The sequence below is a fragment of the Neobacillus sp. KR4-4 genome, assembly GCF_042136325.1.
Classification (GTDB): Bacteria; Bacillota; Bacilli; order Bacillales; family Cytobacillaceae; genus Neobacillus.
This window is the reverse complement of the sequence record NZ_JBHHJU010000002.1, coordinates 177,575-196,779: the sequence shown is the minus strand read 5'-3', so window position 1 is coordinate 196,779 and position 19,205 is coordinate 177,575. Positions and strand designations below refer to the sequence as shown.

The window sequence follows — 19,205 nt, the reverse complement described above, 5'->3', positions numbered from 1 at the left end:
GGGTTTGTCCATAAAAATTAATAGTACCAAATTGTTGTCAAATACTAGTAGGGATATGAAAACTAGGGAGTGGATGAGACCAATGAATGTGGGACGAGCCAAGGAAATTGCTGAATCGGCCGATATGATTCATGTTACCTACGAGGGAACGCCAGTGATTATTCAACATGTGGATGAGGCGGCAAAAGTAGCGAGAATTTATTCACGGAATGATCCGGACAATGAGCGTGACGTTCCTGTTATGAACTTAATTGAGGAATAAAAAAAGAGTCTTCGAGCGTGTTCGAAGACTCTTTCTATATGGCCTTTTTATTTAACCTCGACCGCACCGCCGCTTATCCGCTTAAACCCACGAAGCTTACTCAGATCTTCGATTAATTTCAGTGCCGCCTGATCCTTTGCTTTGGCCTCGATCATGAAATCAACATCAGCCCCGATTTCGCGGACCATGTTCAAAAACGGCATGATAAATTCCGGATCCACGAAGTCAGCATGGGAACGGAATTCCTTCTCGTTTTTTGGGGAGGAAATATGGACCTTCGGGATGCCGTGCGGTCCATGCCCATGCTCCCAAGTTCGGAAAATCCGCGGCAGCAGTTCCTCGAGTGAAGTCTTGGACAAGTTGGCCATATGGTGGTGATAGTCGAACACAAACTGGATGGCTTCTTTTTCACAGGCTGCTAACGTTTCTTCGGCATTGTACGTTTTATCGTCATTTTCTAATGTCATAACCTGTTTAATGGGCGCAGGCAGTGTCGTTAAATTTTGATGAAAGCGCGGTAGAGTTTTTTGTTTATCACCATAGGCACCACCAATATGGATATTAATCAGCCCTTCCTGCTCAAGGCCCATTGCTTCAAACATACGATAATGGTAACGCATATCGACCACCGCGTTTTCGGTAATCTTCGTTTGCGGTGAGGTGAACAAGGTGAACTGGTTCGGATGGAAACTGACCCTTAATTTCTTTTTTTTCACCAACTCGCCAATCTCTAGCCATTCCGTGCGAAAAGGAGTCACAAAGTCCCAGTTCACCTCCGGATGGGTCGCGAGCGGGACGATCGAACTCGACATCCGATACAGTTCAAGTTCATGAGCAAGATTGTAGTAGAGCATGCGCAGGGTATGATTCAAGTTCTGCCTCGTTACCTCAAGCAGCTTTTCCATGCGCTCCTCAGGGTTTAGCTGCTGATACCGAGTAAACGTCAGCGTCTTCGCCGGCGAAGCATCCCACAAACTAATCGCATGTGAAACATAACCAAACCGAATCTTCATAAAAATAACTCCTTTAATAAAAGGCATTGTAAAAGGTAATTTGGAACCATGTTGATTGGAGCGGAAATCAACAGACCTTATAGAAAATAGGATACGATCGCTGCGATGCCTTCTTTGATTTTACGGACCGGATTTGGTTTGTTTAGGGCCGCTAAAGTCAGCGGAACAGAGTCCTCAATATCCTTTTCTAAAATCTCCATCAAACGTCCAATAAAGGCCGGGTCATAAATATAACAATTGATTTCCTTGTTTAAATACATACTTCTTTTATCAAAGTTAGCCGTGCCGATATCGCAAATTTTGTCATCAATTACAAGTGTCTTCGCATGGTAAAAACCCTTTTTATATTGAAAAACATCAGCACCTGCTCGAATCAGCTTACGTAAATAGCGGAACGAGCCTTCTTGGACCAACAGATGGTCAGCTGCATACGGAACGATCACCTTAAGATGAACGCCGCGCTTTAAGGCAGTGAGTAACGCCGCTAAGATTTTTTGACAGGGGATAAAATAGGGCGAACCAATGATGATCGAATCGTTTGCCTGATGGATGAGTGTGAGATAATTTTGTTCTAACTGCTGGGCTTCTGTCGGAACAAATCGGTGGCGAACCTGACCGTCAGCCAAGACAGGAAAATAAGCTGAATCCTTCATAAGATCCTCACCCGCATATTCGCGCCAATCGATTAAAAACTCCGTCTGCAAAAAATTAACGCTCTGTCCGGTAATTTTCAAATGGTAATCGCGCCAAATCCCCAAGGAAGGATCTTCATCGATATATTCCTTGCCGACATTATAGCCGCCGAGGTAGCCAATTTCCCCGTCAATAATCGTAATCTTACGGTGATTCCTGACCTGAGAAGAATAAAACAGAAAGGGAAGTCTAATATGATTGCTAAAAGCGAAGCGAATGCCTTCCTCACGCAATGACTGGATCACCGCCTTTTTAACCTTCCAGCTGCCAAGGCGGTCAATGAGAAGCCGAACTTCCACCCCTGCACGGGCTCTTTCTTTTAAAATCGAGAAAAATTCCTGACTGATTGCATCATCTTTAACAATATAAAAGAGCACATGAATATGCTTGTCTGCATTCCGAAGTTCATGAAAATAGTCGGCAAACAACTTTTTTCCATGCGTAAAAATATCAATGTCACCATGAATAATGGTCGTTTCCCTTCTACTGACAATGGAAAGATGCTTCTTTCGACCTAAATGAAAATCCAAAACGATCCAAATAATGATGAGAAAAAGGAGTAAGCTCAACATGAGTACCACATTCATCTGGGTTCTTTCCTCCAATCAGTTTCGTTAGTTTTACCGAAAGTATCCTTTTCTATAAGTTAACGCAACTTAACAAAAAATCATTTGACTGAATGCTCATTCATAATATAATAGAGTTAAGTATAGATTCTGAAAATTAATTATTTTCAAAGTCGTTTTAGGGGATAACAAGGAAAGGGGCATAACTATGAATGGATTACTTTGGGTTAACTTGATTGCGTTTCTTTTTGTAACCGCTTACGCAATCAGTCTGTTCGTGTATGTAGTCAAGACCCGGATTGAATTTATTAAGCTTGGGAAAAAGGTTGAGTTCGATGACAATGTCAAAGAGCGGCTTCGCAAAATTTGGGTCAATGTGTTCGGCCAAAAGAAATTGCTCAAGGATAAAAAAAGCGGGATTATGCACGTCATGTTCTTCTACGGATTTATTCTCGTCCAATTTGGCGCCATTGACTTTATTATCAAAGGGATTAAACCGGGGGCACATCTTCCACTTGGACCTCTTTATGCCGGGTTTACTTTTTTCCAAGAGCTCGTCACACTGATGATTTTAGTGGCCGTTGTCTGGGCTTTTTACCGCCGGTATGTCGAAAAGTTAGTCCGCTTGAAACGAAACTTTAAATCGGGACTGGTTCTTATTTTCATCGGCGGCTTGATGCTTTCTGTGTTACTAGGCAATGGAATGAGCCTTATTTGGCATGGTGAAGGGACGTCTTGGACTGAACCTATTGCTTCGCTGATTTCAGTTATTTTTTCAGGGATTGGTGAAACCGCCTCTATTGTAATTTTCTACATTGCCTGGTGGGCGCACTTATTATTCTTGTTAACCTTCTTAGTGTACGTACCACAATCCAAGCATGCCCACTTAATTGCGGGACCTGCGAATGTGTATTTTAACCGTTTAGATAAACCAGGAAAATTGAAAAAGATTGATTTTGAAGATGAAACCCAGGAATCGTTTGGGGTTGGAAAATTAGAGGACTTCACGCAGCACCAAATGATCGATTTTTATGCCTGTGTGGAATGCGGCCGCTGTACAAATATGTGTCCGGCTACGGGGACAGGGAAAATGCTGTCACCAATGGATTTAATCGTAAAAATGCGTGATCATTTAACCAATCATGGTGCCTCTGTTACCTCTAAGCAGCCGTGGGTGCCAACCTTTGCGTTTGGGAATACGACGGGAAATCAACTGGCCCTAGCGTCAGCGGGCCAAGGCGCCAAGGAATCCGCAGCCGCTGCAGCCTACAGCCCAAGCTTGATTGGTGATGTGATCACGGAGGAAGAAATTTGGGCTTGTACGACCTGCCGAAATTGTGAGGATCAATGTCCTGTCATGAACGAGCACGTTGATAAAATTATTGATTTGCGCCGTTATTTAGTGTTAACCGAGGGGAAACTGGACGCCGATGCGCAGCGTGCGATGACCAATATCGAACGCCAAGGCAATCCATGGGGCTTGAATAGAAAAGAGCGTGAAACATGGCGGGAAGCCCGCGAGGATGTTCATGTACCAACTGTGAAAGAAATGAACAAGGCAGGCGAAGAATTTGAATACCTCTTCTGGGTCGGTGCTATGGGTTCATACGATAACCGCAGCCAAAAGATTGCTTTATCGTTTGCGAAACTGCTTAATGAAGCTGGCATTAAATTTGCCATCCTCGGAAACAAAGAGAAGAACTCTGGCGATACACCGCGCCGACTCGGCAATGAATTCTTGTTCCAAGAGCTGGCAACGAAAAATATTGAGGAATTTGAAAAAGCAGAGGTCAAGAAAATCGTCACGATTGATCCACATGCTTATAATATTTTCAAAAATGAATACCCTGATTTTGGTTTAACCGATGTTGAGGTGTTCCATCACACCGAGGTTCTTTATGAGCTGGTTCGCGATGGGAAGCTCGTACCGAAACACGCGGTAAATGAGACAATTACATTCCATGATTCTTGTTATTTAGGGCGATATAATGATGTCTATGATGCACCACGTGAGATTCTAAAATCGATTCCAGGCGTGAAACTTCTTGAAATGGAGCGGAACAGAGAGAAGGCGATGTGCTGTGGTGCAGGCGGCGGCTTGATGTGGATGGAAGAAGAAACCGGGCAGCGCATTAACGTGGCTCGAACCGAGCAGGCACTGGCTGTGAATCCTTCGGTCATCAGCTCCGGCTGTCCGTACTGTTTAACGATGCTCTCGGATGGAACGAAGGCGAAAGAGGTCGAAGAAAAGGTATCAACATACGATGTAGCAGAGCTGCTGGAAAAAGCGGTTTGTGGTGAAGTCGCTTAGGTCTTGATGGAGTGTAGAAGTTGATTTGTTTATTTAATTCGTAAAATTTTTAAAATTTTGTGTAAAACATTTCAACTTCTACGCTTTTTTATGTAAAATATAATTGTAAATAAAACGCTTACATTACCATTTTAAAAAAGCAGAGAACTGCGTTTCTTTTTTGTTTGTGTCCGAGCGAGCGTTCAGTCACCGGAATTATTTTTTATAAAAGTTTATCTGAATATTATGATTAGGGGAGTGTGTGAAAGATGGGAAGAACGGTTATTTTAAGCGGAGTTAGAACGCCTTTTGGAAAATTAGGAGGGGGTTTGAGCAGCTTTACTGCTTCACAGTTAGGAGGAATCGCGGTAAAAGAGGCATTAGTTCGTGCGGGCGTGAAGCCAGAAGAGGTTGAGGAAGTCATTCTTGGAACGGTCTTACAAGGGGGACAGGGGCAGATTCCATCGCGTCAGGCGGCGAAGCATGCGGGACTGCCATGGGAAGTGAAAACAGAAACCATTAATAAGGTTTGTGCATCCGGAATGCGCAGTGTCACGTTGGCTGATCAAATCATCCGCGCCGGCGATGAGGAAGTGATTGTGGCAGGCGGGATGGAATCGATGAGCAATGCTCCATATGTACTTCCAAAAGCACGCTGGGGCTTCCGCATGGGAGACGCACAGGTGAAGGATTTAATGATTCAGGACGGTTTAACCTGCAGCTTTACTGGCGTCCACATGGGGACTTATGGCAACGAAGCGGCTCAAGATATGGAAATCAGCCGTGAGGCACAGGATGAGTGGGCACTTAGAAGTCATCTGCGCGCGATTGAAGCGATAGAGAGTGGGAAGTTGGCGGAAGAAATTGTTCCGGTAGAGGTTCCACAGCGCAAAGGAGCTCCAGTGGTGGTGGCGACAGATGAAGCGCCGCGAAAAGATACGTCTTTAGAGCGTTTGGCTAAATTAGCACCGGTATTTAATTCAACGGGAACGATTACGGCAGGAAATGCGCCAGGTGTCAATGACGGTGCGGCCGCCATCGTGTTAATGAGTGAAGAACGTGCGGCTCGCGAAGGCCGTGCTGCTGAAGCTGTGATTGTCGGCCATGCGGCGGTTGCGGTGGAAGCAAAGGATTTCCCCAAAACTCCGGGACTTGTCATTAATGAGCTGTTACGAAAAACAGGCAAAACAGTAGATGAAGTTGATTTATTTGAAATTAATGAAGCCTTTGCGGCGGTTGCTTTAGTCAGTGGGAAAATTGCCGGCTTGGATCCAGAAAAGATCAATGTTAATGGCGGTGCGGTCGCTTATGGTCACCCGATTGGGGCAAGCGGGGCACGCATTATTCTCACATTAATGCATGAATTAAAACGCCGCGGCGGAGGACTTGGAATTGCCGCAATTTGCAGCGGCGGCGGCCAGGGCGATGCGGTGATGATCGAGGTTCCGCGCGGATAATAGTTTTTAAGATTAGTAGATACCAAATAAAAAATGCTAGGCCGGACTCATTTCCGGCCTTCTTGGAGGGAATAGAATCAAATGAAGATTTCAAAGCTGATGGTCATTGGTGCCGGACAAATGGGCTCCGGAATTGCTCAAGTTTGTGCCCAGGCAGGGTACATGGTTGTACTTAATGATTTAAAACAGGAGTTTGTGGAACGCGGCCTAGCCGGAATCAATAAACTACTTACACGAAACGTTGACAAAGGACGCCTCACAGAAGAGCAAAAACAAGAAATTCTCAGTAACATTACTCTGTCCACCGATCTAAATGATGCCCGTGACGTCGACCTCGTCATCGAAGCTGCCGTGGAAAACATGAACATCAAAACCAACATCTTTGCCCAGCTGGATGAAATTACTCCAGCACACGCGATACTCGCGAGCAATACCTCATCATTGCCGATCACGGAAATTGCGGCGGCCACTAAGCGTCCAGAAAAGGTAATTGGTATGCACTTTATGAACCCCGTTCCGGTTATGAAGCTTGTTGAAATCATTCGCGGTCTTGCAACATCCGATGAAGTCTACCAAGTGATTGAAGATATGACCAAAACCTTGAGTAAGGTACCCGTTGAAGTCAATGACTTCCCAGGATTTGTTTCCAATCGTATTCTGATGCCAATGATTAACGAAGCGATTTATACACTTTATGAGGGTGTGGCTACAAAGGAAGCGATCGATGAAGTCATGAAACTCGGCATGAACCACCCGATGGGGCCGTTAACCTTGGCTGATTTTATTGGTTTGGATACATGTCTTTATATCATGGAAACACTTCACCAAGGCTTTGGCGATGACAAATACCGTCCTTGTCCGCTCCTGCGCAAATATGTGAAAGCAGGCTGGCTTGGCAAGAAATCAGGGCGCGGTTTTTATACGTACGAATAGACACAGCATTTCTTCGAAAAAGGGGTCGTGATAATGATGAGCACCACGCTAGTACATTCCTCCAAAGGGGAGACCACCATGAATCTTACATTCACCGAAGAACAAGAAATGATGCGAAAAATGGTCCGCGATTTTGCGAACAGCGAAATTGCCCCATTCATTGAGAATATGGAAAGAGGAGAATTTCCGCGCGAAATTCTCCGCAAAATGGGGGAGCTTGGGTTAATGGGGATTCCTGTCCCTGAGAAATATGGCGGTGCGGCGATGGACTTCACCTCCTATATCCTAGCAATCCATGAACTTTCTAAAGTAAGCGCTACCATCGGGGTAATTCTTTCTGTGCATACCTCAGTCTGCACAAACCCGATCCTTTATTTTGGAACAGAGCAGCAGAAAGAGAAATACGTGCCGAAATTGGCTTCAGGGGAGTATCTCGGTGCATTTTGCTTAACCGAACCGAGTTCCGGATCGGATGCGGCCAGCTTAAAATCCCGTGCCGTCAAGAAAGGCGATCATTACGTCATCAACGGCTCGAAGGTGTTCATTACGAACGGCGGCGAGGCCGATGTTTATATCGTTTTTGCGAAAACAAATCCGGAACTAGGCAGCAAGGGGATATCAGCGTTTATTGTTGAAAAAAATACTCCTGGCTTTATCGTCGGCAAAGATGAGAAGAAAATGGGCTTGCATGGCTCGAGAACGGTCCAACTTACGTTCGAGGATATGCATGTTCCAGCTGAAAACCTGCTGGGTGCTGAGGGCGAAGGCTTTAAGATTGCAATGGCCAACCTTGATGTCGGCCGCATCGGGATTGCGACCCAGGCGCTTGGGATTGCTGAGGCCGCACTGTCAGCCGCAACCACCTATGCCGGGGACCGCCACCAATTTGGAAAGCCGATTGCCGCTCAACAAGGGATTGGCTTTAAATTAGCCGACATGGCGACCAGTGTGGAAGCAGCGAAACTATTAGTCTATCGTGCGGCGTGTTTACGGACCCATGGAAAAAAATGTACGTTGGAAGCGTCAATGGCGAAATTGTTCGCGACGAAAACGGCGGTGGAAGTCACCACCGAAGCGATTCAAGTTTTCGGCGGCTACGGATACACCGAAGATTATCCGGTCGAGCGCTATTTCCGTGATGCAAAAATCACGGAAATTTATGAAGGAACAAGTGAAATTCAACGGATTGTTATCAGTAAGCATGTATAAATCTGGCTCGTATATGCGAAAACAGCCTTAAACATATCCACTAGGAGGACTTGAAATGAACTTTAAACTCTCTGAAGAACATGAAATGATTCGGAAAATGGTTCGTGATTTTGCCCGGAATGAAGTGGCTCCGACGGCAGCGGAGCGCGATGAGGAAGAACGCTTTGATCGCGAGATTTTTGACAAAATGGCGGAGCTGGGTTTAACCGGGATTCCGTGGCCGGAAGAGTACGGCGGCATTGGCAGTGATTATCTGGCGTACTGTATCGCAGTAGAAGAGCTTTCCCGCGTTGACGCATCAACGGGCGTTATGCTCTCAGCCCATACTTCTCTAGCGGGCTGGCCGATTTATAAATTTGGCAGTGAGGAGCAAAAACAAACCTACCTGCGCCCAATGGCAGAAGGGGCAAAAATTGGCGCCTACGGCTTAACAGAGCCTGGCAGCGGTTCGGATGCCGGCGGAATGAGAACGACTGCCCGTCGTGAAGGCGATCATTATGTTCTCAATGGCTCGAAGATTTTCATTACGAATGGTGGGGTAGCGGACATTTATGTGGTGTTTGCATTAACCGACCCTTCAAGCAGACAAAAAGGAACCACTGCATTTATTATCGAGAGCGACTTCCCAGGCTTTTCAGTTGGGAAAAAAGAAAAGAAACTCGGAATTCGTTCTTCACCGACCACTGAAATTATTTTTGAAGATTGTAAGGTTCCAATTGCTAACAGACTCGGAGAAGAAGGCGAAGGCTTTAAAATTGCTATGATGACTCTTGATGGCGGCCGCAACGGTATTGCTGCTCAAGCAGTGGGGATTGCTCAAGGGGCGCTTGACGCAGCCGCAGACTATGCCAAGGAACGTCATCAATTCGGCAAACCAATCGTCGCAAATCAAGGGATTGCCTTTAAACTCGCAGATATGGCCACAGGGATTGAGGCCTCACGACTATTAACGTATCAAGCCGCATGGCTCGAGTCGCAAGGTCTGCCGTACGGCAAGGAGTCGGCGATGTCGAAGTTATTTGCAGGTGATACGGCGATGAAGGTAACAACCGAGGCTGTTCAGATTTTTGGCGGCTATGGCTATACAAAGGATTATCCAGTGGAGCGCTTCATGCGCGATGCGAAAATTACGCAAATCTATGAAGGCACACAAGAAATTCAACGACTTGTGATCTCGCGGATGATCACGAAGTAAGGCGGGTTAGAACATGATAAAAAAACGAGAAGTACTGGCTTCTGTAAAGGATGAACGTCTTGTTCAGAAACGGCGGGACCAAATGATTAAAGGGGCCGTCAGCCTTTTTAAAGAAAAAGGCTTTCACCGGACGACAACGAGGGAAATCGCCAAAGCCGCAGGATTCAGTATTGGGACCCTCTACGAATACATCCGCTCGAAGGAAGATGTCCTGTACCTCGTCTGTGACAGCATTTATGAACATGTGAGTGAACGCCTTGAGCAGGATTTGGAGCAGAAAAAAGGCACCCTTTCAAGTCTGAAGCTTGGGGTGGGGCATTATTTCCGGGTTATGGATGAGATGCAGGATGAAGTGCTGGTCATGTATCAAGAAGCCAAATCGCTGACGAAGGACGCCCTTCCATATGTGCTGAAAAAAGAAATTGAAATGGCGGTGATGTTTGAGAGCCTAATGGTCCGCTGTGTCGAAAATGGAGAACTGGAGTTATCGGAAAAACAGATCGCACTGATTTCCCATAACATTATTGTTGAGGGACAAATGTGGGCGTTCCGGCGCTGGGCCCTTCAAAAATTATATACACTAGATGAATATATTGAACTGCAAACAGAGCAATTGTTTCACGGGATTCATACGTCAACACAGGCTAGGTCGTAATGTTGACCAGGTGACGATGCAGATTGGAGCGGAAATCAACATCCAAGTTTAATACAGCCTAAAAAAAGGGGGAGAACGATGGGGAATTATCAACCGAAACATCATATTCGCTTTGTCACAGCTTCGAGTTTGTTTGACGGGCATGATGCTTCCATCAATATTATGAGGCGGATTCTGCAGGCGAGCGGGGCGGAGGTCATCCATCTCGGCCATAATCGCTCGGTGGAGGAGGTCGTGAACGCGGCGATCCAGGAGGATGTGCAGGGAATTGCAATTTCTTCATATCAAGGCGGGCATGTCGAGTATTTCAAATATATGTACGATTTGTTGAAAGAAAAAGGTGCGCCGAATATTCGTATTTTTGGCGGCGGCGGCGGGGTAATTATCCCGCGTGAAATCGATGAGCTCCATGAGTATGGGATTTCGTGGATCTTCTCCCCTGAGGATGGCCGCAGGATGGGGCTGCAGGGCATGATTGACCGGATGATGGAGGAGTGCGATTTTGCGACGGTCCCGCACGATGTAGCCAATCAAATCGAGAAGCTGCCGAGTGGGGATGTCAATGCGGTGGCAAAGCTGATCACGATTGCGGAGCTTCATGTCGATGGGACGAATGAAGCAGCGGCAACGGCTGAGCGAGTGCTCGATCAAGTGAAGTCACTCGAGAAAGAGATTCCTGTCGTTGGGATTACGGGAACGGGCGGTGCCGGGAAAAGTTCATTGACCGATGAATTAATCCGCCGCTTTATTAATGAACTGCCTGATAAAAAGGTAGCGATTCTGTCAGTTGACCCGACAAAGCAAAAGACAGGAGGAGCCCTGCTTGGGGACCGAATCCGCATGAATGCGATTTTTTCCCCGAACGTGTATATGCGCTCGCTGGCCACAAGGAGTTCCAAAAGTGAACTTTCTCTGGCCATTAAGGATGCGGTTGCCGTTACGAAGGCCGCTGGCTTTGATCTCGTGATTGTCGAGACGAGCGGGATTGGTCAGGGAGATGCGGGAATTACGGAGATTTGCGATGTTTCTTTGTATGTGATGACGAGTGAGTTTGGGGCGCCGTCCCAGCTCGAGAAGATTGATATGATTGATTTTGCGGACCTGATTGTCATCAATAAGTTTGAGCGCAAGGGCTCGGAGGATGCGAAGCGCCAGGTGCAAAAGCAATACCAGCGCAGCCATATGCTGTTTGAAAAAGACATTGATGACATGCCGGTATATGGTACGATTGCGAGTCAGTTTAATGACCCGGGAACAAATGGCTTGTTTGCAGCGCTGATTGAAAAAATTAACGATAAAATGGGCACGGGCTGGGTGACCAATTTTACTAAAGATGCCTTAGTGGAAAAACAGAACGTGATTATCCCAACCGACCGCCGTTATTATTTACGGGAAATTTCTGAAACGGTGCGCGGCTATCACCGAAAAGCGGAAGAACAGGCGGGGATTGCCCGGAAGTTATTCCAGTTAGAAGGGGCGATGGAAGCGGTCAGCGATGCGGCAGTGATTGCAGCGTTAGAGGCGGTTAAGCAAGAGACGGAAGCAAAACTGACACCTGAATCCCGAAAAATTCTTGAGGGCTGGGCAAAAACGCGGGAAGCGTATTCCGGCGACAAGTTCGTGACGAGAATCCGTGATAAAGAGATTATTACCGTGTTGAGATCGAAAAGCTTATCAGGGCTCGATATTCCGAAAGTAGTGCTGCCAAAGTATAAGGATTACGGGGAAATTCTTCGCTGGGTTTACCAGGAAAACGTCCCGGGTTCATTCCCATATACGGCTGGGGTATTTCCGTTTAAGCGCGAAGGCGAGGATCCGAAACGCCAGTTTGCTGGGGAAGGAACACCGGAGCGCACGAATCGCCGTTTCCACTATTTATCGAAGGATGATGAGGCGAAACGCTTAAGCACGGCGTTTGACTCCGTGACCCTGTATGGTGAAGACCCGGATCACCGTCCGGATATTTTCGGGAAGGTCGGCGAAAGCGGCGTTAGTGTTTGTACATTAGATGATATGAAAAAGCTGTATGACGGCTTTGATTTATGCCATCCGTCAACATCGGTATCCATGACCATTAACGGTCCCGCACCGATTATTTTAGCCATGTTTATGAATACAGCGATTGATCAGCAGGTGCAGCGTAAGGAAGCCGAGCTTGGCCGGGTGTTAACGGTGGAGGAATTTGCGGAAGTTCGTGCCTATACACTCCGTACGGTGCGCGGTACGGTGCAGGCTGATATTTTAAAAGAAGACCAAGGTCAAAATACATGTATCTTCTCCACGGAATTTGCACTGCGGATGATGGGCGATATTCAGCAATATTTCATTGACCATCAAGTGCGCAACTATTATTCCGTCTCGATTTCGGGGTATCATATTGCCGAAGCAGGCGCCAATCCGATTTCACAGCTAGCGTTTACGTTGTCGAATGGGTTTACGTATGTCGAGTACTATTTGAGCCGCGGCATGAAGATTGATGATTTTGCACCGAACTTGTCCTTCTTCTTCTCAAATGGCCTGGATCCGGAGTATACCGTAATTGGCCGGGTGGCCCGCCGTATTTGGGCGACAGTGATGCGCGATAAATATGGGGCAAACGAACGAAGTCAAAAATTAAAATACCATGTTCAGACGTCGGGGCGTTCGCTGCATGCACAGGAAATTGACTTTAATGATATTCGGACGACACTGCAGGCGTTAATGGCGTTGCAAGATAATTGTAATTCCCTTCATACGAATGCTTATGATGAGGCGATTACCACGCCAACTGAGGAATCAGTACGCCGCGCGATGGCGATTCAGATGATTATTACGAAAGAGCATGGTTTATCCAAAAATGAAAATCCGCTCCAAGGATCATTTATTGTGGAGGAGTTAACGGATTTAGTGGAGGAAGCGGTATTACAGGAATTTGAACGCTTGAATGATCGCGGCGGTGTGCTTGGGTCCATGGAAACCCAGTATCAGCGCGGCAAAATTCAGGATGAATCGATGTATTATGAAATGAAAAAACACACAGGTGAATTACCGATTATCGGTGTGAATACGTATTTGAATCCAAATCCTCCGTCAGAAGAAGATGTTAATAATATGGAATTAGCGCGCGCGTCTTACGAGGAGAAAGAATTGCAAATTCAAAATCTGCGTGCCTTCCAGGAGCGTCATGCAGCGTCGGCGGGAGAAGCATTGCAACGTTTGAAAGAAGCTGCCGTCAAAAATGGCAATATCTTCGCCGAGTTAATGGAAACCGTCCAAGTCGCCAGCCTCGGCCAAATCACCAGAGCCCTTTACGAAGTAGGCGGGCAATATCGCAGGAATATGTAAGAAAAGCGCGAGGGCACTGGAGCTGGCCAATTTTTAAAGTCGAAAATTATTTCTTATCATTTAGGGTGTCAGGCACACATGGTGCCTGACACCAATTTTTGTAATAAAACTCCTTTTATGAGATATTATTATTTGCGGTAATCTTATATAATGATTTAGCGTACATACTTCGAGGGATTTGGGCAGGTGGAGCAAATGAGGTTTAGTTATATTTTAATCATTTTAGTTGTGTTTGCCTGGCCGCTAAATTATCTCTATCAACGTCAGTTGGGAGCAGTCTCGTTCTTCTTGCTAGCAATCTTCTTTCTAGTGATAGCGCTGAAAGAGATGAAAAAGCAGAAGCAGGCAAAGAAAAAAGATGGAAAAAGACCTCGTCCATAAAAATTCAGATGAAACAACTCACTAGCACTAGCATAAACCGGAAGAATTTGTTTATAATGAAGAATATGCAAATTTTACGAGAAAAGCGGAAGCGACCGTTTTGCGACGTATGGACTGGAGCACTCCGAACGAGATAAAGGAAACACGAAGAGCGTAAGCGATTCGATGTTGACTTATCGTAGGAGGAGGGCGAAGTACACTAGTCGCAGGGAGCTGGAGCTAGACAGTTCTCCATTTCTATCATATATCAATTTATTGATAGTCCGTTATTCACTCATTTAAGAGTGTTAAATAGAGAAAGGAAGTGCCGATATTGAGTTTAGCACAATACTCAAAAGAGGAATTACAAGAATTTTCCCTAATGGAAATGGCTTATGAATACTTGAAAAATAGTAAACAGCCGATTGCCTTTAATGAACTAGTAGAAGAAATTAAACAAGCTTCAGGGATTTCTGATGATGAAGTTCGTTCCCGACTTGCTCAATTTTACACCGACATCAATGTGGATGGCCGTTTCCTTTCATTAGGAAGTAACCGCTGGGGACTTCGTGTCTGGTATCCAGTCGATACAGCTGAAGAAGAAGTGGTTGCCGTTGTGAAACCGAAGAAGAAGAAGGCGAAGAAGGTTGTCGATGAAGACGATCTCGAAGATTTCGATGAAGTCGATGAGATTGAAGATGACTTTGATGACTTTGACGATGAAGATGATCTACTTGATGATGAAGAAGATCTTGATATCGATGAAGATGATGATCTTGATCTTGACGACGATGATGATGCCATTGAGGATGATCTTGACATTGAATTGGATGAAGAAGATGATCTAGACGATGACCTTGAGGATGAAGAAGAAGAATTTGATGATGAGGAAGAAGTCGAAAAAGATTAATCCACTTGACTTTTTTTTCACGCCCTTGTATTATCTTTTTTGGGCTCCTTAAAAAGAGGACGATACATTATTTACTCATAATACGCTCCCTACCACAAGTAGGCGAGCGTTTTTTATTGTTCAAAAAACTCATGTTTCACGGAGTTTTTTCATTTTTTACGGGCGTAAGGAAAATATTTTTTTACAAAAACCCTTAAACAAACTGAATAATGTACAAACTGTATAAGAGGGGGAAATATTTATGACAAAATATATTTTTGTAACTGGTGGTGTGGTGTCATCACTAGGAAAAGGAATTACGGCAGCATCATTAGGCCGTTTATTGAAAAATCGGGGCGTGAATGTAACCATTCAAAAATTCGACCCATACATTAACGTCGACCCGGGAACGATGAGTCCTTATCAGCACGGTGAAGTGTTCGTAACAGGTGATGGCGCTGAAACCGATTTGGACTTAGGCCACTATGAGCGTTTTATCGACATCAACTTAAACAAGTATTCAAACGTAACAACCGGGAAAATTTATTCAACGGTTTTACGGAAAGAGCGCCGCGGTGATTATTTAGGGGCAACAGTTCAGGTTATTCCGCATATCACCAATGAAATTAAGGAACGCTGCTTCCGTGCCGGGAAAGAAACAAATGCTGATGTCGTGATCACGGAAATCGGCGGAACGGTAGGGGACATTGAATCTCTTCCATTCCTTGAAGCGATTCGCCAAATCAAGAGCGATATCGGTTCCGAAAATGTAATGTACATTCACTGTACATTAATTCCGTACATCAAGGCAGCGGGCGAAATGAAAACAAAGCCGACCCAGCATAGCGTGAAAGAACTGCGCAGTCTTGGTATTCAGCCAAACATTATTGTTGTGCGTACAGAAATGCCGGTTTCACAGGACATGAAGGATAAAATTGCCTTGTTCTGTGACATTGATTCAAAGGCCGTGATTGAATGTATGGACGCAGACACGCTGTATTCGATTCCACTTGCCCTTCAAGAGCAAAACATGGATCAAATCGTGTGTGACCATTTGAAATTATCCGTAAAAGAAGCGGATATGACCGAGTGGAAAATACTCGTAGACCGCGTAACTCATCTTTCCAGCAAGACACGCATTGGTCTAGTCGGAAAATATGTGGAACTTCAAGATGCTTATATTTCTGTGGTTGAAGCAATGAAACATGCAGGCTATGCGTTTGATGCCGATGTGGAAATCAAATGGATTAATTCAGAAGATGTGACCCGTGAAAATGTAGCGGAACTTTTGGATGATGTGGATGGAGTTCTTGTTCCAGGCGGCTTTGGTGACCGCGGGATTGAAGGGAAAATTGAAGCAACTCGTTATGCTCGTGAGCAGAAGAAGCCGTTCCTTGGTATTTGTTTAGGAATGCAGCTGGCAACCATTGAATTTGCCCGTAATGTGCTTGGATTGGAAGGGGCGCATTCCGCAGAATTTGTACCGGAAACAGCTTATCCAATCATTGATTTACTCCCTGAACAGAAAGATGTGGAGGATTTGGGCGGAACATTGCGTCTAGGTCTATATCCTGCTCGTATTGTTGAGGGTACGAAGGCGTTTGAAGCGTATGACGAAGAGGTTGTTTATGAGCGTCACCGTCATCGCTATGAATTTAACAATCATTTCCGTAAAGACATGGAAGCAGCAGGCTTCATTTTCTCAGGCACGAGCCCAGACGGCCGCTTAGTGGAAATTGTTGAGTTGAAGGACCATCCGTGGTTTGTGGCATCACAATTCCATCCGGAGTTTGTCTCAAGACCAAATCGTCCACAGCCGTTATTCCGTGACTTTATTAAAGCATCATTGCAAAAATAAGGTAGTGTTCAGGACCAGTTATCTGGTCCTTATTTTTTTGGTATCATTTTTTGGTGTCAGGCACCAGTAAGTGTATTTCCAAAAATTGTCTATTTGTACAAAACACCTCAATATTTGTACAAAAGTATGGAAAACTTGTACATAACCTTGCAAAAAATCAACTAAAGGTTCTCAAAATGGTACAAAATTCCTTAAAAGTCGAACAACCCCAGGTTTACCCCCCGGGAAATAATCGAGGGCAATAAAAAAACGGGTTCAAAACCCGCTTTTACTCTTCATATTCTGCCAAAATCTCTTCAATCGTAAATTTCAAGCCGTAATAAACGAACAAAGCTGCCATCGAAGAGGGATATCCGTACCGATTTCCTTCATCATCTGGGAGCAAGGCTTTGGTCATCCGCAAATCGATCAGGAGATCCGCTGATTCCTGTAAGAGTTCACCACCCGGAACGGAGGTCGCCACCGCAACAAATGGAATTCCTTTTTCGCGAAGCTGTTCGGCAAGCTTAAGTCCAGACTCATCATTAGAATAACGCGTGAACATCAACACACGATCGGATTCGGTTAATTCCTCAACGCTGTCAAAAATCTTGGCACCCGAAAACGGTTCTGCCCCTTCCAAAGCCTCGAACTCGACCGCTTTCATTTCCTTTGTAGTAAAAATATATATAGACCCATCGCCAACCGGTGCCTGGGCAAGCAAGCGGGCTCCATCTTCAAACGAATATTCTTCTTTTTCTTCAAGCCGTTTAAACAAACCGGTTAATTGGGTAGTAAACATTTTTAACATAAAAACCCTCCTTTTCACCCTTTTATTATAAGCGTTTTTTCGATATTGCAAAAATATTAACAAAATCCGAGAAATTTTGCAGGAGATTATTTTCCAAATAGAGAAATATAACAAGTGATAAAAAGTGGGATAATAAAAATGCATCAAGTAAACAAGGAAGAGGTGGAGTTATGAAAGAGAAAATTTTAATCGTTGATGATCAGTTTGGCATTAGAATTTTACTAAATGAAGTGTTTCAAAAAGAGGGGTATCAAACATATCAGGCAGCCAATGGCATTCAGGCCCTTGAAATTGTGACAAAACATGACCCCGACCTTGTCCTATTGGATATGAAAATCCCTGGAATGGATGGAATTGAAATTTTAAAACGAATGAAGGTAATTGACCCGGATATCCGCGTCATTATTATGACAGCTTATGGTGAACTGGATATGATTCAAGAGGCCAAGGATCTTGGTGCGATTACCCATTTTGCTAAGCCGTTTGATATTGATGATATACGCGCAGCTGTTAGGAAACACATTCCCCAAAAAATGAATTAAATTTCGTTTTTTGGCCTTGAAATATAAAGAAAGTGCTTACAGTGAAAATGGGCGCGCTTTCATTATGACAGTTTACAAAACTGCATTTAAATAATGGCATTTCGCCCCCTGGTTTGATATGATACATATGAACTTTTTACTGGTTGTTTATCTTTTTCAAGGAATACATAATCCGTAAAATTGAGGGAAAACCTTAATATGGAATACTAGAATTGAAAAGATATCTGCCTAATTTAAGGAGGAATAGAAATGCCATTAGTTTCCATGAAAGAAATGCTCATTAAAGCCAAAGCTGAAGGCTATGCGGTTGGGCAATTTAACTTAAATAACTTAGAATTTACACAAGCGATTCTTCAAGCTGCTCAAGCTGAGAATTCACCTGTAATTCTTGGTGTTTCTGAAGGGGCAGCTCGTTATATGTCCGGCTTCAAAACAGTTGTAAAAATGGTTGAAGGCTTAATGGAAGATTTGAAAATTACCGTTCCTGTAGCAATTCACCTTGACCACGGTTCAAGCTTTGATAAGTGTAAAGAAGCGATTGATGCAGGTTTCACATCTGTTATGATCGATGCTTCCCACCACCCATTTGAAGAAAATATTGAAATTACTTCAAAAGTAGTTGATTATGCACATTCAAAAGGTGTGTCTGTTGAAGCGGAATTAGGAACTGTTGGCGGCCAGGAAGACGACGTTGTTGCTGATGGCGTTATCTACGCAGATCCTAAAGAATGTGAAGAGTTAGTAAAACGCACAGGTATCGACTGTCTTGCACCTGCTTTAGGTTCTGTTCATGGTCCTTACAAGGGTGAACCAAACCTTGGTTTTGCTGAAATGGAAGAAATCGGAAACATTACTGACCTTCCATTAGTCCTTCACGGCGGAACTGGTATCCCATTAAAAGATATCCAAAAATCTGTTTCTCTTGGAACAGCGAAAATCAACGTGAACACTGAAAACCAAATCGCATCTGCAAAAGCAGTACGTGAAACATTAGCTGCGAAGCCAGAAGAGTACGATCCACGTAAATATTTAGGACCAGCTCGCGATGCAATCAAAAAAACAGTTATCGGCAAAATCCGCGAATTCGGTTCTGCAGGTAAAGCTTAATCGAACAATGGCAAATGTCTAACCACATTTCATATTTGTTCTAGAATATGATAAAATGTAAA

At 44.6% G+C, this 19,205-nt stretch carries 16 protein-coding genes; 13 read left to right on the top strand and 3 right to left on the bottom strand.

Annotation, left to right across the window (positions count from 1 at the left end):
• The first annotated feature begins 82 nt into the window (after positions 1-82).
• Positions 83-262, top strand: coding sequence for an H-type small acid-soluble spore protein (locus ACE198_RS02660; protein ID WP_098571655.1), 180 nt, complete (start codon positions 83-85; stop codon positions 260-262).
• A 47-nt stretch (positions 263-309) separates the two neighbouring features.
• On the opposite strand, the gene uvsE is transcribed toward ACE198_RS02660, so the two are convergent.
• Together uvsE and cls are read right to left on the bottom strand one after the other, a co-directional pair.
• Complete coding sequence (gene uvsE / locus ACE198_RS02655; RefSeq protein ID WP_375374629.1) at positions 310-1,275, bottom strand: UV DNA damage repair endonuclease UvsE; 966 nt, start codon at positions 1,273-1,275, stop codon at positions 310-312.
• A 77-nt stretch (positions 1,276-1,352) separates the two neighbouring features.
• Positions 1,353-2,555, bottom strand: a complete 1,203-nt coding sequence (gene cls / locus ACE198_RS02650) for a cardiolipin synthase (RefSeq protein ID WP_375374628.1) — start codon at positions 2,553-2,555, stop codon at positions 1,353-1,355.
• A 187-nt stretch (positions 2,556-2,742) separates the two neighbouring features.
• On the opposite strand from cls, the gene ACE198_RS02645 reads away from it, so the two are divergent.
• From ACE198_RS02645 to ACE198_RS02600, 10 genes are all read left to right on the top strand, one after another.
• Positions 2,743-4,845, top strand: a complete 2,103-nt coding sequence (locus ACE198_RS02645; protein ID WP_375374627.1) for a heterodisulfide reductase-related iron-sulfur binding cluster — start codon at positions 2,743-2,745, stop codon at positions 4,843-4,845.
• Positions 4,846-5,093: 248 nt separating this feature from the next.
• On the top strand, positions 5,094-6,281 hold the full coding sequence (locus ACE198_RS02640; protein ID WP_375374626.1) for an acetyl-CoA C-acetyltransferase: 1,188 nt from the start codon (positions 5,094-5,096) through the stop codon (positions 6,279-6,281).
• An 81-nt stretch (positions 6,282-6,362) separates the two neighbouring features.
• On the top strand, positions 6,363-7,214 hold the full coding sequence (locus ACE198_RS02635; RefSeq protein WP_375374625.1) for a 3-hydroxybutyryl-CoA dehydrogenase: 852 nt from the start codon (positions 6,363-6,365) through the stop codon (positions 7,212-7,214).
• Between the two features lie 78 nt (positions 7,215-7,292).
• Entirely contained in the window at positions 7,293-8,423 is a 1,131-nt protein-coding gene (locus ACE198_RS02630) for an acyl-CoA dehydrogenase (RefSeq protein WP_375374624.1), read from the top strand.
• 55 nt (positions 8,424-8,478) lie between these two features.
• The gene (locus ACE198_RS02625; RefSeq protein ID WP_375374623.1) at positions 8,479-9,618 is read left to right on the top strand and encodes an acyl-CoA dehydrogenase; all 1,140 of its coding nucleotides are present in this window, start codon (positions 8,479-8,481) and stop codon (positions 9,616-9,618) included.
• A gap of 16 nt (positions 9,619-9,634) precedes the next feature.
• On the top strand, positions 9,635-10,273 hold the full coding sequence (locus ACE198_RS02620) for a TetR/AcrR family transcriptional regulator (RefSeq protein ID WP_375374714.1): 639 nt from the start codon (positions 9,635-9,637) through the stop codon (positions 10,271-10,273).
• Between the two features lie 78 nt (positions 10,274-10,351).
• Positions 10,352-13,597: a fused isobutyryl-CoA mutase/GTPase IcmF gene (icmF, locus tag ACE198_RS02615; RefSeq protein WP_375374622.1), complete on the top strand. Its 3,246-nt coding sequence runs from the start codon at positions 10,352-10,354 to the stop codon at positions 13,595-13,597.
• A gap of 195 nt (positions 13,598-13,792) precedes the next feature.
• Complete coding sequence (locus ACE198_RS02610; RefSeq protein WP_375374621.1) at positions 13,793-13,978, top strand: hypothetical protein; 186 nt, start codon at positions 13,793-13,795, stop codon at positions 13,976-13,978.
• Positions 13,979-14,291: 313 nt separating this feature from the next.
• Positions 14,292-14,867, top strand: coding sequence for a DNA-directed RNA polymerase subunit delta (rpoE, locus tag ACE198_RS02605; protein ID WP_375374620.1), 576 nt, complete (start codon positions 14,292-14,294; stop codon positions 14,865-14,867).
• A gap of 241 nt (positions 14,868-15,108) precedes the next feature.
• Positions 15,109-16,704, top strand: a complete 1,596-nt coding sequence (locus ACE198_RS02600) for a CTP synthase (protein WP_375374619.1) — start codon at positions 15,109-15,111, stop codon at positions 16,702-16,704.
• Between the two features lie 268 nt (positions 16,705-16,972).
• On the opposite strand, the gene ACE198_RS02595 is transcribed toward ACE198_RS02600, so the two are convergent.
• Positions 16,973-17,494, bottom strand: a complete 522-nt coding sequence (locus tag ACE198_RS02595; protein ID WP_375374618.1) for a DUF2529 domain-containing protein — start codon at positions 17,492-17,494, stop codon at positions 16,973-16,975.
• Positions 17,495-17,664: 170 nt separating this feature from the next.
• Here ACE198_RS02595 and ACE198_RS02590 point away from each other — a divergent pair, with 170 nt between their 5' ends.
• Both ACE198_RS02590 and ACE198_RS02585 read left to right on the top strand, forming a co-directional pair.
• On the top strand, positions 17,665-18,036 hold the full coding sequence (locus ACE198_RS02590; protein WP_026568193.1) for a response regulator: 372 nt from the start codon (positions 17,665-17,667) through the stop codon (positions 18,034-18,036).
• A 249-nt stretch (positions 18,037-18,285) separates the two neighbouring features.
• Positions 18,286-19,143 (top strand): class II fructose-bisphosphate aldolase, encoded by an 858-nt coding sequence (locus ACE198_RS02585; RefSeq protein WP_375374617.1) that lies wholly within the window; start codon positions 18,286-18,288, stop codon positions 19,141-19,143.
• The last annotated feature ends 62 nt before the right edge of the window (positions 19,144-19,205 follow it).